The following is a 15,676-nucleotide window of genomic DNA, read 5'->3' as shown; positions in this document are numbered from 1 at the left end:
CTTGCCTACGCCTTGAACAGCATCCGGGAAACTTTCTCGCGCAGGTACTCGCCCAGCAGGGCCTCCATGTCGGCGTCGGAGAACGAAATGTAGTAGCCGCCCTCCTTGGCGCCGACTTTGAACCCGGTGCGGACCTCCTTGGAATAACCCACTTCGATGCCTGCGGCGAGCAGCTCCTTGGCGCTCTGCTCGAAAGCGGCGTCGAGCTTCTCGCGCTCGCCCTCGGGCAACAAGGCTTGCAGTTCGACCTTGCCGGCATCGGCACCGTTCCAGTTCTTGGCCACGGCGAGCAGCATCTCCTTGATGAACGCAGGGTCGACGGCAGCTTCCTTGACACCCGCCCCGGCAGCCTTGGCGACGATCAGCGAAGCGATTTCGGACTTGATGCGGGCCACGGCCTGCTTGCCGGCCAGCGCGATTTCGGTCAGCGTGTTCTTCTCCACGTCCTCGGCCTTGGCCTGCGCCCTGCGGAGAATCTCCGCGGCCTGCGCATCGGCGTCGGCCACGATCTTGTCGGCCTTGGCACGGGCCTCGGCCACCAGCCGCTCGGCTTCGGCGCGGCCCTTCTCCAAACCCTCGTCGTAGAGCGTCCGGGTCAACTGTTGAAGTTTGTTTTCCATAGCGATTTATCTGTTTTGATTTTCGTTTTCCGATTCGCGCAACAAATTTAATAAAGATTCTCAGAACAACAAGCCGCCCCGCGAACAATTTATCCCCATTTCGCCAACAAATCGCCCGAAAACGACAAAAAAGCCCCCGCGAGGTTTCGGCTTCGCGGGGACACGGACTTAACAGCGCATGCAACTTACTGATGCTGAGGACGCAGCAGGTCCTGCACCACCTTGACGGGCGAGAAGGTCGACACGGGCACGTCGACGAAGACGGTGTTCCAGCGGGCCATCGCGCCGTTCCACAGCCCCGGCAACTCCTGCGCGCGCAGCTCGCGGCCGCCCGACGACTTCGACGAAATGAAGCCTGTGGAGGGGTCGGTGTAGTTGCGCAGGTCGTATTTGCCGCCGTCGGCCTTGCGCACGCCGCACACCAGGTCGACCGGGTTGAAGTGGGTCGCCGACTTCATCAGCGGCATGTCGTCGGGCCCAATCTGGCTCGATTCGGCAATCTGGAGCGATTCGGTGCCATCGGGATTGGCCACCCAGAACGGACCGCCGCCCGGTTCGCCCTCGTTGCGGACCATGCCGCAGACACGAATGGGACGGTCGAGGATGCTGCGCAGCAAAGCCGCATCGTAACGCTCGGGCAGCTTCACGCACAGCTCCTCGCGGACGAATGCGGCGACCTCCTCCGAATCGGCCGTACCGGCGTCGAGCGCTTCGAGATAAGCGAACGCCCGCTCCTGCAACCCGAGCAGCACGCCCGCCAGCACCTTTTTGAAACGGACCGTATCGGCGCGCAGGGCGTCGGTCGTGACGTTGTCGATGTTCTTGATGAAAATCAAGTCGGCGTCGATTTCGTTCAGATTCTCAATCAACGCACCGTGACCCGCAGGACGGAACAGCAGTCGCCCGTCGTCCTGCCGGAAAGGCGTGTTGTCGGGATTGACGGCGATGGTGTCGGTCGAGGGCTTCTGCACCGAAAACGAAATGTCGTAGCGGATGCCAAAACGTTTTGCATAGGCCGGGACCTTCTCGGCCAACAGCGCCTCGAAACCCGCCCGGTGCTCGGGCGAAACGGTGAAATGGATACGGGCCACGCCGTCGGCAGCGGCATAGGCGGCCGCCTCGACCAAATGTTCCTCGACAGCCTTGCGCGCCCCGTCGGGATAGGCATGGAACGTCACCAGCCCCTTGGGCTTGGACCCGTAGCCGAGTCCCTGCCCCACGATAGCGCCGACAACAGCCTTGTCGTCGGCCCCCTCGGGCAGCACGGACTTGAGCTCGGGCCAGAACGCGAAACGCCCGATATTTTGCAGCAGGGTGTCGATTCCCTTGCCGCGCTTATCGTCGTTGACGAACTCGAACAGCTCCTTGAACATGCGCGTAGCGGCGCCCGAAGCGGGCACGAACTTCACGACGGAACGCGACGCGGCCGCCGCGTCGTAACGGGCCACGGCCGCATCGGCCGCCGCCGGGCCGAGCACCGCAATGCCGTCGCCGGGCGAAGCGGCCCGCACGACCCTGAGAAAGGGAAAACCGCGCCGGAAATCGGCGATTTGCCGCTCGACCGCTCCGGGCGTCAGCCCATGCCCGGCGATCTGCTGGAGGTCTTCTTGTGAAAACATGGTTGTAAGGTATTTAGGTTTCAATCGGTGGCTTTATCGGCGACATCTTCTGTCGAAGATACGAAATTTATTTCTAACTTTGCGCATCATGACCAAAGAATTTCAACAGGCCGACCTGAGCGGCCGCAACAGCTTCCATGTGAAGCAACGGGCGGCGCGGCTGGTCGAATTCGAGACGGCCGACGACCTGCGGGCCCTTTTTGCGGCGGGAATACCCGACCGCTGGATGGTGCTGGCGGGAGGCAACAACGTGCTGTTCACGTGCGACTACGACGGACTGCTGCTGACCCCCGTGTCGCAGAAAATCGAAGTGACGGAAGACGACGGCGAGCGGGTGCGCGTACGCGTGGACGCGGGCGTCGAATGGGACGACCTGGTGGAATGGGCCGTCCGACGCGGCCTGTGGGGCATCGAAAACCTCTCGCTCATACCGGGCAAGGCGGGCGCGGCGCCGGTGCAGAACATCGGGGCCTACGGCCGCGAAGCCAAGGACGTCATCGAACGGGTGGAAATGTACTGCGTGGAGAGCGGCTCGATGCTGACCCTCGATGCGGCGCACTGCGAATTCGGCTACCGCGAAAGCGTCTTCAAGCACGCGCTGAAAGGGCGCGTTGTCATTACGGCCGTCGAAATCGCCCTCACACGCACGCCGCAGCCCCATTTAGGCTATGGCGACGTGGAACGCGAAGTGGCGGCCCGCGGCGGAGCGACCCTGCGCAACATCCGCGAAGCGATCATCGCCATCCGCCGCACGAAACTCCCCGACACGGCCGAACTGGGCAACGCGGGCAGCTTTTTCAAGAACCCGGTAGTAGACCAACCCGTAGCCGAACGGCTGAAAACGGAGTGGCCCGACATGCCGCTCTACCCGGCGCAGGAACCCGGCAAGGCGAAGCTGGCAGCCGGGTGGCTGATCGACAAGGCAGGGATGAAAGGCTACCGCGAAGGTCGCGTAGGCGTACACGAACGGCAGGCGCTGGTGCTGGTGAACCTGGGCGGCGCCACGGGCAGCGAAGTCATCGCGCTGGCCCGCAAGGTACAGACCGCCGTCCGCGACAGATTCGGCGTGGAAATCGACACGGAAGTAAACATTCTATAATTAAAAATGAAAAATTAAGAATTAACATGGAAAGCCCCGCCTGTCGGCTATGGGCAACGCAGCCGTCGCAGATTCCTTGCAGAGGCTCCCGACAGCAGAAATGCGGAATTTTTAATTTTTCATTCTTAATTTTTAATTGACCGATTCATGGCTCTTCCCGAAGCGTTTGAACATTATATAAAGGAGAACGGACTGCTGACGCCCGACGATCGGGTGCTGCTGACCGTATCGGGCGGTGTGGATTCGATGGTCATGCTGCGGCTTTTCACCGGGTGCGGCTACCGGGTGGGCGTGGCGCACTGCAACTTCCAGCTGCGGGGCACCGAAAGCGACGAAGACGAAACGCTGGTGGCCGAGGAAGCGGCCCGGCTGGGCGTGGAGTGCTACAACCGCCGCTTCGACACGCTCTCCGAGATGGAACGCACGGGCGAATCCATGGAAATGGCGGCGCGGCGCCTGCGCTACGCATGGTTCGAGGAGCTGCGGCTCGAACACGGCTACACGGCCGTTGCGGTGGCCCACCACGCCGACGACTCCATCGAAACGTTCTTCATCAACCTGCTGCGCGGCACGGGACTGCGCGGGCTGACGGGCATTTCGCAACAGGCAGGACGCATCGTCCGCCCGCTGATGTTCGCCTCGCGCAAGGAAATCCTCGAATATGCCGTAGCCAACAAGATACCCTACCGCGAAGATTCGTCGAACCGCTCGACCAAGTACCTGCGCAACAAAATCCGGCTGGGCCTCGTGCCCCGCATCCGCGAAATCAACCCGGCGTTCACCTCCCTGATGCGCCGCAACATCGGCCGTCTGACCGACGCCCAGCGCTTCATCGACCACGGCATCGAACGCATCCGCGGCGAAGCGGTGACCTCGGAAAACGGCATCGACATCATCCGCCCGGACCGCATCGACCCGGCGTTCCCGCGCGGATTCGTCATCTACGAACTGCTGGCGGCCTACGGCTTCAAGAGCGACGTCATCGACGCACTGTGCCGGGCCCTCGACCAACAGGCGACAGGCCGCCGCTTCTACTCGCGCACGAAGATGGCCTGCATCGACCGGGGCGCCATCGCCGTGGCGCCCATTGCCGACGACGACCCCTGCACATGCCAGGTGGCGCACGGCGCGGCGCGCAGCTACTGCGGCAATGCGGTCCTCTACTACGAATGGACCGACATCGACGCCGTGAAGGATTTCGGCGTACCGGAACACATAGCCCAGATCGACGCCGACAAACTGCAATACCCGCTCACGCTGCGCCGCTGGCAGGAGGGCGACTGGTTCGTGCCCTTCGGCATGACGGGCCGCAAGAAAGTGAGCGACTTCCTGACCGACGCCAAGGTCTCGGCGGCGGCGAAACAGCGCCAGTTCGTCCTCGTCTCGGGCGACGAAATCGTCTGGCTGGTAGGCCGCCGCATCGACGACCGCTACCGGCTGACCGACGGGACCGAAAACGTGCTGCGAATCACCAAAGAAATCGTCTGACATGGCCAAAAGCGCACTCCGCTTCCGCGACACGGTCGCCCAATACGAACGTCTGACCGCCGACGTGGCGGCCCGCCGCTATGCCCCCGTCTACCTGCTCATGGGCGACGAAAGCTACTTCATCGACGCCCTGTGCGACCAGCTGGCGACGGGCGTGCTGGGCGAAGCGGAACGCGCGTTCAACCAGATAACCGTCTACGGCAAGGATTCGGAAACGGGCCAGATCATCAACCTCTGCCGCCAGATGCCCATGATGGGCTCCTACCAGGTAGTCATCGTCAAGGAAGCGCAGCAGCTGCGGGGCATCGAGAGACTCTCGCTCTACACGCAGAAACCCTCCCCGACGACGATACTGATAATCTGCCACAAGGAAAAGAGCGTCGACAAGCGTTCGGCGTTCTACAAAGGCTGCACGGCCAACGGCGCGGTGCTCGAATCCATCCAGCCGCGCGACTACGAAATCGTGGCGTGGCTCCAGCAGTTCACCAAGCAGAAAGGGCTGAGCATCGACCCCAAGGCGCTCTCGATGCTGAGCGACCACCTCGGGACGAACATCTCGAAGATAGCCAACGAACTGCAAAAGCTCATGGTCTCGCTGCCGGCCGGCACGACGAAGATAACCGACGCCGACATCGAAGCCAACATCGGCATCTCGAAAGACTTCAACAACTTCGAGCTCTGCAAGGCGGTGATGACCCGCGACATGGCCCGTGCGCTGATGATTGCCGACCACTTCGCCCGCAATCCCAAGGACAATCCGCTGCTGCTGACCATCATGGCGCTCTTCGGCCAGTTCCGCGACCTGTTCGTGGTCAACTACCTGCGCTGGCTCTCCCGCCACAAAGGACAGCCGTTCCCGCAGGACACGGAACTGATGCGCACCCTGCGCAAGAACAACACCTTCGTAATCAACGAAATCAAGCAGCACGCCGCGCTGTGGGACAACCGCAAGGTATTCCAGATATTGGGGCTGCTGCGCGAATACGACGCCAAGAGCAAGGGGCTGAACACGGGCGGCGCACCCGAGGGCGAACTGCTGCGCGAACTGCTGCTGAAAATCTTCCTGCTGTGACAGAACTCTTTCTCTATCAGACGGTCCACGTCTGCGGCGGACAGCCCCGGCTGGTCGAAGCCCATGCGGCCCGGCTGACGGAAGCGGCCCGGACGCTCTTCGGCTGCCGCTACGCGCCGGACGTCCGGCAGCTGGAAGCACGCATCGCCGCCGCGGCCAAGGCCGAACGCTACCCACAATCGGTCTCGGGATTCGTCCGCATCGAACTCACGGCTGACGGAGCGGAACGGCTGTGCGGGGGCGGCGTATCGTACTACGACGGCTATGCCCTGCGCAGCCTGCGGCCCGACGCCTGCGCAGTCTGCTACGACCTGCCGATGGCCGAACTGCCGACCTCGGCCCGCGAAACCGCGGCGCTGCTGGCCCGCCGTCAGGCCGAACTCGCGGGCGCCGAAACGGCAATCCGCTGCGACCACGACGGCATCTGCCACACGGCCGACGACGCACCGCTCTTTGCAGTCCGCGGCACGACGGTCTGCACCACGCCAGCCCCCCCGAGCGTCGAACGCACCCTGGCCCTCCGGGCTATCGAAGCGGCAAGGCTGGAACTGCGCGAAGAACCCCTTGCGCGGGAAATGCTGCCCCGGATGGACGAACTTTTCTACGCCGACCACCGGGGCATCACGGCGCTGGCCCACTTCGAGGGGATGCCCTACATGGCCCTTATCGCCGAACGCGTCGCCAAGGCGATGGAGGAACTGTTCGGGTAATTAAAAATGAAAAATTAAGAATCATTCCGGGACATTGCCCGTCACGTTCAAAAAGCCGGGTTCGGAATATTCCGCAACAATTTTCAACGACTTCTGTTCGGAGGGTGCAGCTTGCATTCGCAAAAACAGATTTGCCTGCACGGAATGATTTTCAATTCTTAATTTTTCATTTTTAATTTTTTCGCTACCTTTGTTTTCATGGAGAGAATCGCAATCTTCCCGGGCTCGTTCGACCCGTTCACACGCGGCCATGCGGCGCTGGTGGACGATGCGCTGAAACTGTTCGACCGCATCGTAATCGGCATAGGCAACAACACGGCCAAGCAAGGGCTGCTGACGGTCGAAAACCGCAAACGGCTCATCGACGACATCTATGCCGCCGACCCGCGTGTCGAAGCACGGGTATACACGGGGCTGACGGGCGAATTCGCCGAAGCGGTCGGTGCCTGCGCCATCATCCGCGGCGTACGCAACACCACCGACTTCGAGTACGAACGCACGATGGAAGCCACGAACCACCGCATCTACCCGGCGCTGACGACCGTGATGCTGTTCACCCCCTCGGCCGTGGCCGACATCTCGTCGTCGACCGTGCGCGAAGTGCTGGCGTTCGGACGCTCGGTGGAGGAGTTTCTGCCGGACGGAATCGACATTACAAACTACTTATAATACTATGGCAATGGAATTCACAGCCGAGATGATCGCCGGGTTCTTGGGCGGCGAAATCGTCGGCGACAAAGCGGCGGCCGTGCACACCGTGTCGTCCATCGAACAAGGCAAGGCCGGTTCGCTGGCCTACCTGACCAATCTGAAATACGAACCTTTTCTGTATACCACCCAGGCCAGCATCGTGCTGGTAGACCGCACGTTCACGCCGTCGCAACCCGTAAGCGCCACCCTCATCAAGGTCGACAACACAGGCGCCTGCGTCGTGAAACTGCTCGAAATGTACAACGCGGCCAAACCCCGCCGCACGGGCATCAGCAGCCGCGCCGCAGTCTCGGAGAAAGCGACGGTGGGCGAAAACTGCTACGTCGGCGATTTCGCGGTAGTGGAAGACGGTGCGAAAATCGGCCCCGGCTGCCAGATTTATCCGCAGGTCTATGTCGGCGCCGGCGTGGAAATCGGCGAGGGGACGACCCTCTATCCGGGCGTGAAGATTTACGAGGGCTGCAAGGTGGGCGCCCGCTGCATCCTCCACGCGGGGGCGGTCATCGGAGCCGACGGATTCGGCTTCATGCCCAATGCGGATGGCGGTTTCGACAAGATACCCCAGCTGGGCAACGTCGTCATCGAAGACGACGTGGAAATCGGCGCCAACACCTGCATCGACCGGGCCAAGACCGATTCGACCGTCATCCGCCACGGCGTGAAGCTCGACAATCTGATTCAGATAGGCCACAACGTGGAAATCGGTGCCAACACCGTCTCGTCGGCCCAGACGGGCATTGCGGGCACCTCGAAGGTGGGCAGCAACTGCTTCCTGGCGGGCCAGGTGGGAGTGGCGGACCATGTGACGATAGGCAACCGCGTGCAGGTGGGCTCCAAGAGCGGCATCGACAAGAGCGTGCCCGACGGCGAAATCCGCTTCGGCTATCCGGCACTCCCGGGCATGCAGTATCACCGTTCGTCGGCCGTGTTCAAGCGTCTGCCGGAACTGGACAAGCGCGTGCGCGACCTCGAAAAGGCGATCGAAGAACTGAAGAAATAGCGAACGTTCGTTGGCATCCCGACCGTCATACCGCATCATGGGCATCGACCCTGGCACCAACTACATGGGCTACGGTGTGCTGGAGGTCGAGGGCCGCACGGTCCGCGCCGTGGTGCTGGGCGACATCGACCTCCACAAACTGACCGACCCTTACGAAAAGCTGCGCCATATTTTCGAGCGGGTGGGAGCCCTTATCGACCAGTACGAACCGCGCGAGGTGGCGCTCGAAGCTCCGTTTTTCGGCGAGAACGTGCAATCCGTGCTCAAGCTGGGACGGGCGCAGGGGGTCGCCATGGCCGCCGCGCTGAGCCGCGGGCTGAGCGTTTCGGAATACGCGCCGATGCGCATCAAGCAGGCGATTACGGGGCGCGGCTCCTCGGCCAAGGAACAGGTGGCGGCCATCGTCTGCCGGACGCTGACCATCGACCAGCCGCCCAAACGGCTGGACGCCACCGACGGAATGGCCGTGGCGCTGTGCCACTACTACACGACCGCTTCGCCGCTCAACGCCGCCTTGGGCGACGCCCGGGTGAAAGGGCTCGGGGGCGGCAAGAAAGCGGCCTCGAAAGGGGGGTCGCAAAGTTGGGAGAAATTCCTGCGCGAGAACCCCGACCGCGAAATAAAATAATTGCACCTTGCATTAAAACGTTTTAACACCGCCTTTCATTCGGATTGCCCCGGCGCCTGCTAAAACGTTTTAACGACGGTTATTTGCGGATTCCGCAGCCCGGCAGGCAAATCTTCGTAAAATTTTCCGCAATTTATTTGCGCATGTCGGATTTTTGCCCTACATTTGCATTCGCAATTCGGCACCGTAGCTTAATTGAATAGAGCATCTGACTACGGATCAGAAGGTTACAGGTTTGAGTCCTGTCGGTGTCACTCTCAAAATCAACCACTTGCAGCGATGCAGGTGGTTGATTCGTTTTAGGCCAGGTACACAATTTAGACACAACTCCGGAGATTTTGCATCGCGGCGAATCCCTCTCCGAACAAGAAAATCATAATTTTTACTACCTTTGTCTCACAGGCATCTTTCCAGTGCGGCATAACATTGGAATAGAAAACCCCGACCGACAAAAGATGAAAACGCAAGAAATCGACGCTGCCAGCCTTGAAAAAGCCCGCGCTCTGTTCGAGAGCGGAGCGATAGACCGTATCGAAATCGGTACGGTGCAGGGCTTATGCGACATTCACGCAGCACTTTTCGGCGGATTGTACGACTTTGCGGGCAAAATCCGCACGCTCAACATAGCCAAAGGAGGGTTTCGCTTTGCGAACAGCCTTTACCTGAATGAAATCCTGCCGGTCATTGAACGGATGCCGGAAACCACCTACGAAGAAATCGTTGCCAAGTACGTGGAGATGAACATCGCCCACCCCTTTATGGAAGGCAACGGCCGGGCGACACGCATCTGGCTCGACATGATGCTGAAAAACCGGCTCGGCAAGGTTGTGGACTGGCAACAGATCGACAAGGATTCCTACCTCTCGGCGATGGAACGCAGCCCGATCAACGACCTCGAACTGCGAGCTTTACTCTCGTCAGCCCTGACCGACCGCATAGCCGACCGGGAAGTGATCTTCAAAGGCATCGAACAATCCTACTACTACGAGGGGTACGAAGCCTAACAGGGCTATTAGAAGTGTACGAGATACCATTGGCGGAGTACATGGACGATTACCAGGTCTGCATCTTCCATCCCAAGCTATCAAGCGCATCGACGAGGACAACAGCGAAGAGTCGTCCTCTTAATACTCGAAACTCAAAACGATACCTGCACCTTATCGAGGGTAGAAATCCGTACCCTCGCTACCCTTTGGGGTAGGTAGGTGGGTACCTACCCCTATCCACAGTCAGGGTGCCTCATCATTTTTAACATTGGGACACATAGGTACTGGAATACAAGTAGATAAGTACCCCATCTCACTTGCAGGCAACCCCCAAAAGCACCTATCAACACCGGGGTACCCCAGCAAACCGAAGTTGCGATTTTTTATTCCCGTTTTGCACCACATTTGCACCACAAGTACCCAGTCTGTTACTTTTTGAACCGCTTCGGTATCCTAATTAAGAGCAACAAAACGGTTTGTTCATTAAAGAACCAACATTGTACAAATGCAATTTAACAGACAATACAAATCCATTTTTTATAGCTTTTATCTACCATCCCTCTATTTTTAGTATCTTTGCAGTCAACAATCAAAGGATTCACAAATATGTCATCCGATCTGTTTAAGAATTATATATAGCTTGTTGATACTAACCACGAAGGAATACAAGTATGAAATTCAAAGAGTTGTTGCAAAAGGTATCGTTCGATGACATCGCTCCGCAATTAGAGCGTTTGTTGCGGGTATAGAGTTCGAACCAAACAAGATTAGGCAAATAATACAGACGCGTAAAAAGTCTTACGACATCTTACAACAGATGCAGCCCGAGGAGACGGACAAGCCAGTTCGGTTCTATATGGATTACTATGATGCGGAACATTACGACGAAAAACCTCGTGTCAAGATGGATCTCTACGAGGACGATTTCGAGAGTTGCCCTTGGCCACTCAACCTTGGCAAAGAGATTGTGCTGGACGAAGGTGTCGAGCTGTCCGATGCGGAAATTGCAGCACGCTGTCTGTTTCATATAACCTTCTACGGATTTACGCCCGAAAAGGTCGAACAGACACTATCCCGAATCGCAAGGCGCGCTGAGAAAGTTAGAAAAAAGCTCTCCCAATGTGATGAATAGATAATAGAAAAACTATGCTCGTATAAGACAAAGGATGATCTGATCTCCAAAGGAATAGACCTACCGAATACACGACACCGAACAACAAATCCTATACGCGAACAGCCATTGTCCTTTTGACCGCTCCCGATAATCTGCAAACTACAATGGAAGAGCAATAGTTCAGCCGACGTGAAATCAAAATCATTGCATCGGGCGAAAAAGATGCAACAATCCATATAGAAGATACGTTATCCTACAAAAAGATTGCGGACAATGAGTGAGATCGAAATCAAACAGATGCAGGAGAAAATCAATGCGGGCATTCTGTTGGCCCGCAAACGCCTTGTAGAGAAAGCCCGGAAAGAAGACGGCGAACTGGTTATCGTGCGCGATGGCAAAGTTGTACGTATCAAAGCCCGCGATCTGAAATAATACAAACGGCACAAAGCCGTCCATGTAAGGCAATAAATCACTCCCCGACAGTAGTACCGGGGAGCGATTGTTTTTATCTTGAAATAAGGGATATACCTTGATTCTCAATTATGATGATTACAATAATCGATTTAATGTCTATCTTTGTAAAGCGAACGGTTTTTGAAAGTAATGGGAATAGCAAACTTTTTGAGAAATATTGGACAAAACCAAGAGAGCGGTTCTACGGTTCCGAAGAATCCGAATTCGGAGAATTACCCCGTGGAATACGTCAGAGCCATGTCTTTTAACAAGGCATTCAAGGATTTGCTATCCCAAGATCGGTTTATTGCGCGGAGCAACTACAAAGACCTTGTTGAACAATACCGTGACTTATCGCAATTTTATACAACTCTTGTTCAGTCGAACATATTGAACGAGTATGCTGCCAAACATAATCTCGATATGGAAGCCATTAGCTATTTTCGGGCGAAATTCGATGAAATGGCTGACCTTGCAACGGAATCGCCGACTATCCGAAAACATAACGATGCCTATGTTTCGCGCCATATCGAATCGGAGAAATCCTATCTTGATAACATACTTAAAGCCTGTGATCCGGCTATATCCCTCGACAGTGAACAACGCGAAGTGGTGCTTTCGGAAGAAGACCATACGTTGGTCATCGCAGGAGCTGGAGCCGGCAAAACCACAACGGTAGCAGCCAAAGTGCGGTATCTTGTAGAAAAACGAGGCATTGATCCAACTCAAATTTTGGTCATCTCCTTTACAAATAAGGCCGTAGAGGAGCTCCGAGGACGCATAAACGGCAATTTGGGAATACCTTGTCCCATCAGTACGTTTCACTCCATCGGCTATACGATTTTGCGTCAAGGTGAAGAAGAACGCAAAAAAATTGTCGAGGGCGGATATATGTACACGGTAATCAATAATTATCTGAAATCGTCCGTACTGCGTAATCCGGAGGTCGTAGACAAATTGATTCTATTCTTCGGCTCCTATTTCACTGCACCCTACGAAGGTGAAAAACTCAACGAATATTTTCAGTTCGTTGCCAAAGCGGACTATTCGACCCTGAAAGGCAATCTGCACGAATACGTTCAACGAATCGTCGATCGCAAGACCTTGAAAACGCAGACATTGAACAATGAAATACTGCGGTCGATGGAAGAAGTGCGGATTGCTAACTTTCTATATATGTATCAGATAGAATACGAATATGAGCCGATATACCAGTATCCTATCCTCGATGCGAACAAGCCCTATACGCCCGACTTCCGCATAAAACAAGGCGACAAGATTTCGTATATCGAACATTTCGGAATTACAGAAGATCATCGAAGCGATCGTTATACGCAAGAGGAGTTAGAGAAGTATGTTTCTCGAATCGACGACAAAAAGCAAGTGCACGCGAAGCATAAGACCGATTTGATATATACCTACTCGCAATATGCCGACGGTCGGGATTATCTGCTTCATCTGCGCGAACAGCTTATTGCGCGCGGGTATGAACTGAACAAACGCTCGACGGCGGAAGTCTATAAAAAGCTGATTGAAACGGAGGAGAGCAAATACATTACACGGCTGACCTTTTTGATCTGCACCTTTATCAACAACTTCAAGACGCAAGGCTATGGATTGGAGAAATTCGCAGAGTTCAAGGCTGCGAATAAGAATGTCCGCACCAAGTTGTTTCTCGACATCTGCAAAGTATGCTTTTATGAGTACCAAAAGGTATTGGAGGAGCAACATTGCATCGACTTCCAAGACATGATAAACGAGTCTGCCGAGTTGATACGCCAAAAGCGTGTCGGCAAGGAACAGCTCGATTACAGATATATCATTGTAGACGAATATCAGGACATTTCACGGCAGCGTTATAACCTGATCAAAGAGTTGTCGCAGTTGTGCAATGCCAAAATCATGGCAGTAGGCGACGACTGGCAGTCGATCTATGCTTTCAGCGGCTCAATTCTACCGCTGTTCACCCGATTTTGCGAAGCCGTCGGTTATGGGCAAGAGTTGAAAATCACACGCACTTACCGTAATGCTCAGGAGATAATCGACATTGCCGGAACATTCGTACAGAAAAATTCGGCGCAAATCAAAAAGGAGCTTGTCTCTCCGAAGCGAATCATCAATCCGGTTATCATTTACCCGTATGTCGAAACTTTCGATAAAGGAAAGGAGCGGCCGGAAGGCGGCAAATACCACTATCTGGGAATCGCAGTAAACAAAGCTATCGAAGAAATATTGGAGTATAATGCGGCCGAAAGAAAATCCCGAATCGCATCCATCCTGTTGATTGGTCGCTATGGGTTCGACGCGAGGAATCTCTGCTATTCCAAACAATTCAACTACGACGAGAAAACGGGGAAAGTTTATTCGGTAAAATACGGGAACAAAATCAAGCTCCAATTTTTGACGGCCCACAGTTCGAAAGGGTTGAGTGCCGATAACGTAATTATCATCAATGCAAAGGATGAAATCTATGGTTTCCCGTCGAAAGTGGACGACGATCCGGTGCTTAACTTGGTCGTATCGAACGATACCTCGTATAACTATGCCGAAGAGAGGCGGTTGTTCTATGTAGCACTGACCCGAACCAAGAATCGGGTGTTTATCGTTACTCCCGAAAAACGCCCCTCGGAGTTCATCAAGGAACTGTTGAGTGATCCGAAAAGCTATCCCAACGTTACGTTGCAAGGAGAGTTGAAAACCGACCTCTCCATCTCGAACATCGTGAAAGATCGTTGCCCGATCTGCGGCTATCCGATGCAACTGCGATGGAATAAGAATTATGGGTTGAGACTATGGATTTGCACCAACGATCAAGAAATCTGCGGATTTATGACTAACGATAAGCGTGGTGGCGAACTTTCCATTCAGAAATGCGACTGGTGCAAAGATGGGTATTTGGTCGTTAAGAAAGGACGAACGGAATATATTTTAGGATGTACGAATTATAAGCCGGATAAATCGGGATGCGGCCGACTGCTCAGTCAGGAACATTATCGTGCATGGAGAAAGGACGACTTCGGCATGGAAGATCCGTCGAAAGATAGACCTACTTACTTCCGTATTCCTGAATCTTCCGCAGGGAACTCGCCTGCTCCCGAGATGATTCCGGCGAAAACGGGTTCCGCGAGAAAAAGTGCTGCGGTACACACAATCGGTTATTCGGAACGGATGATTGAGAAAGACGGATTCAAAGTGCTTGTAGATGCGAATGGCGACATACTTACCGACATGCAACTGCTCGCCAAGTTGCGAACTCTAAGACAAACAATCGCACAAGAGAACGGAGTGGCAGCGTCTCGCATCATGTACGATTCCGTGTTGGTGCTCTTGGCAACGGACAGACCGCTGACCCGCGAAGAGTTTATCGATATAAAAGGAATTACTATCAGTACATATATGCGATTCGGCGAACGATTCATTGCAGAAATCAAAAAACATGTCGAATCCTAATCATAGAACCGACGTTGCGCAAATACGCAACGTCGATTCATCTATTTAATTGGCTCGCATGGTTTTGAGATAACCGGCAACAGTCAGTCGATGCACCCCTAAAATACGGGCGATCGCGCTTTTGGAAATTCGTTTATCCAACAATTCTTGAATTTCGGCTTCACGCCCGGTCAATTTCCGGATTTTGGATTTGCTTCCTTTGGGACGACCGAGGATGACCCCTTCCGCTTTTTTACGCGCCAATGCCTCTTTGGTGCGTTGCGAGATCAGATTGCGCTCGATCTCGGCAGAAAGTCCGAATGCAAAAGCCAGCACTTTGGAATTGATATCGCTGCCGAGACGATAATTGTCTTTGATCGTCCATACTTGCACCTCCTGCTTCATACATTGATTGAGGATGGCCATAATCATCAACAGATTGCGGCCCAACCTCGATAATTCGGCGCAAATCAGGATGTCGTCTTTCTGCATGGAACCCAAAATGATACCGAGTTTCCGTTTATCCACATCCTTATTCCCGGAGATCGTCTCCTCGATCCATCGGTCAACGACCATCGTGTGGTTCTCGCAGAAACGATTGATCTCAAAACGCTGATTTTCTACCGTTTGCTTGTCCGTGCTGACACGAATATACCCATATACCATAGTTGTAAGATTTTGGTTGATTAAACAAAAGCAAAGTTTATAATATACGGGAATTATCTCGATTTTACGAGCGATTATTTT

14 protein-coding genes and 1 tRNA gene are annotated in these 15,676 nt (G+C 55.1%); 12 read left to right on the top strand and 3 right to left on the bottom strand.

Going from position 1 to position 15,676, the window contains the following annotated elements; translation table 11 throughout:
- Positions 1–5 precede the first annotated feature (5 nt).
- Positions 6–620: a hypothetical protein gene (locus QVG21_RS00075; protein ID WP_287920856.1), complete on the bottom strand. Its 615-nt coding sequence runs from the start codon at positions 618–620 to the stop codon at positions 6–8.
- Between the two features lie 185 nt (positions 621–805).
- A complete protein-coding gene (locus tag QVG21_RS00070) occupies positions 806–2,239 on the bottom strand; it encodes a DUF4301 family protein (RefSeq protein WP_287920854.1) in 1,434 nt (477 codons plus the stop codon).
- An 88-nt stretch (positions 2,240–2,327) separates the two neighbouring features.
- Between QVG21_RS00070 and murB the strand changes: the two genes are divergently transcribed.
- From murB to QVG21_RS00010, 12 genes are all read left to right on the top strand, one after another.
- Positions 2,328–3,338, top strand: a complete 1,011-nt coding sequence (murB, locus tag QVG21_RS00065; RefSeq protein WP_287920852.1) for a UDP-N-acetylmuramate dehydrogenase — start codon at positions 2,328–2,330, stop codon at positions 3,336–3,338.
- A gap of 147 nt (positions 3,339–3,485) precedes the next feature.
- Complete coding sequence (gene tilS, locus QVG21_RS00060; protein WP_287920850.1) at positions 3,486–4,826, top strand: tRNA lysidine(34) synthetase TilS; 1,341 nt, start codon at positions 3,486–3,488, stop codon at positions 4,824–4,826.
- Between the two features lies 1 nt (position 4,827).
- The gene (gene holA, locus QVG21_RS00055) at positions 4,828–5,898 is read left to right on the top strand and encodes a DNA polymerase III subunit delta (protein ID WP_287920848.1); all 1,071 of its coding nucleotides are present in this window, start codon (positions 4,828–4,830) and stop codon (positions 5,896–5,898) included.
- Positions 5,895–6,608, top strand: coding sequence for an aminotransferase class IV (locus tag QVG21_RS00050; RefSeq protein ID WP_287920846.1), 714 nt, complete (start codon positions 5,895–5,897; stop codon positions 6,606–6,608). The genes holA and QVG21_RS00050 overlap by 4 nt, the downstream gene beginning before the upstream one ends.
- Before the next feature lie 198 nt (positions 6,609–6,806).
- Positions 6,807–7,277: a pantetheine-phosphate adenylyltransferase gene (gene coaD / locus QVG21_RS00045; RefSeq protein WP_287920844.1), complete on the top strand. Its 471-nt coding sequence runs from the start codon at positions 6,807–6,809 to the stop codon at positions 7,275–7,277.
- A 10-nt stretch (positions 7,278–7,287) separates the two neighbouring features.
- On the top strand, positions 7,288–8,319 hold the full coding sequence (gene lpxD / locus QVG21_RS00040) for a UDP-3-O-(3-hydroxymyristoyl)glucosamine N-acyltransferase (protein ID WP_287921412.1): 1,032 nt from the start codon (positions 7,288–7,290) through the stop codon (positions 8,317–8,319).
- 37 nt (positions 8,320–8,356) lie between these two features.
- Complete coding sequence (gene ruvC / locus QVG21_RS00035) at positions 8,357–8,947, top strand: crossover junction endodeoxyribonuclease RuvC (protein WP_287921411.1); 591 nt, start codon at positions 8,357–8,359, stop codon at positions 8,945–8,947.
- 180 nt (positions 8,948–9,127) lie between these two features.
- Positions 9,128–9,201 (top strand) — tRNA-Arg (locus tag QVG21_RS00030).
- A 201-nt stretch (positions 9,202–9,402) separates the two neighbouring features.
- Complete coding sequence (gene fic / locus QVG21_RS00025; protein WP_287920842.1) at positions 9,403–9,951, top strand: protein adenylyltransferase Fic; 549 nt, start codon at positions 9,403–9,405, stop codon at positions 9,949–9,951.
- A gap of 799 nt (positions 9,952–10,750) precedes the next feature.
- Complete coding sequence (locus tag QVG21_RS00020) at positions 10,751–11,065, top strand: DUF6557 family protein (protein WP_325362675.1); 315 nt, start codon at positions 10,751–10,753, stop codon at positions 11,063–11,065.
- 255 nt (positions 11,066–11,320) lie between these two features.
- On the top strand, positions 11,321–11,479 hold the full coding sequence (locus tag QVG21_RS00015) for a DUF8506 family protein (RefSeq protein WP_287920839.1): 159 nt from the start codon (positions 11,321–11,323) through the stop codon (positions 11,477–11,479).
- 444 nt (positions 11,480–11,923) lie between these two features.
- A complete protein-coding gene (locus tag QVG21_RS00010) occupies positions 11,924–14,950 on the top strand; it encodes a UvrD-helicase domain-containing protein (RefSeq protein WP_287920837.1) in 3,027 nt (1,008 codons plus the stop codon).
- Between the two features lie 45 nt (positions 14,951–14,995).
- Here QVG21_RS00010 and QVG21_RS00005 read toward each other — a convergent pair whose 3' ends face one another.
- Positions 14,996–15,595: a master DNA invertase Mpi family serine-type recombinase gene (locus tag QVG21_RS00005; protein WP_287921408.1), complete on the bottom strand. Its 600-nt coding sequence runs from the start codon at positions 15,593–15,595 to the stop codon at positions 14,996–14,998.
- Positions 15,596–15,676: the final 81 nt, after the last annotated feature.

Source organism: Alistipes sp. UBA6068 (assembly GCF_949428155.1).
Classification (GTDB): Bacteria; Bacteroidota; Bacteroidia; order Bacteroidales; family Rikenellaceae; genus Alistipes; species Alistipes muris.
This window is presented reverse-complemented; position numbering and strand designations above follow the sequence as displayed.

Coding starts and splice junctions, on each gene's coding strand:
- QVG21_RS00020 (WP_325362675.1), top strand. CDS start 10,751: ATGCAGCCCGAGGAGACGGACAAGCCAGTTCGGTTCTATATGGATTAC.
- murB (WP_287920852.1), top strand. CDS start 2,328: ATGACCAAAGAATTTCAACAGGCCGACCTGAGCGGCCGCAACAGCTTC.
- QVG21_RS00015 (WP_287920839.1), top strand. CDS start 11,321: ATGAGTGAGATCGAAATCAAACAGATGCAGGAGAAAATCAATGCGGGC.
- QVG21_RS00010 (WP_287920837.1), top strand. CDS start 11,924: ATGGAAGCCATTAGCTATTTTCGGGCGAAATTCGATGAAATGGCTGAC.
- QVG21_RS00075 (WP_287920856.1), bottom strand. CDS start 620: ATGGAAAACAAACTTCAACAGTTGACCCGGACGCTCTACGACGAGGGT.
- ruvC (WP_287921411.1), top strand. CDS start 8,357: ATGGGCATCGACCCTGGCACCAACTACATGGGCTACGGTGTGCTGGAG.
- holA (WP_287920848.1), top strand. CDS start 4,828: ATGGCCAAAAGCGCACTCCGCTTCCGCGACACGGTCGCCCAATACGAA.
- fic (WP_287920842.1), top strand. CDS start 9,403: ATGAAAACGCAAGAAATCGACGCTGCCAGCCTTGAAAAAGCCCGCGCT.
- coaD (WP_287920844.1), top strand. CDS start 6,807: ATGGAGAGAATCGCAATCTTCCCGGGCTCGTTCGACCCGTTCACACGC.
- lpxD (WP_287921412.1), top strand. CDS start 7,288: ATGGAATTCACAGCCGAGATGATCGCCGGGTTCTTGGGCGGCGAAATC.
- QVG21_RS00070 (WP_287920854.1), bottom strand. CDS start 2,239: ATGTTTTCACAAGAAGACCTCCAGCAGATCGCCGGGCATGGGCTGACG.
- QVG21_RS00005 (WP_287921408.1), bottom strand. CDS start 15,595: ATGGTATATGGGTATATTCGTGTCAGCACGGACAAGCAAACGGTAGAA.
- tilS (WP_287920850.1), top strand. CDS start 3,486: ATGGCTCTTCCCGAAGCGTTTGAACATTATATAAAGGAGAACGGACTG.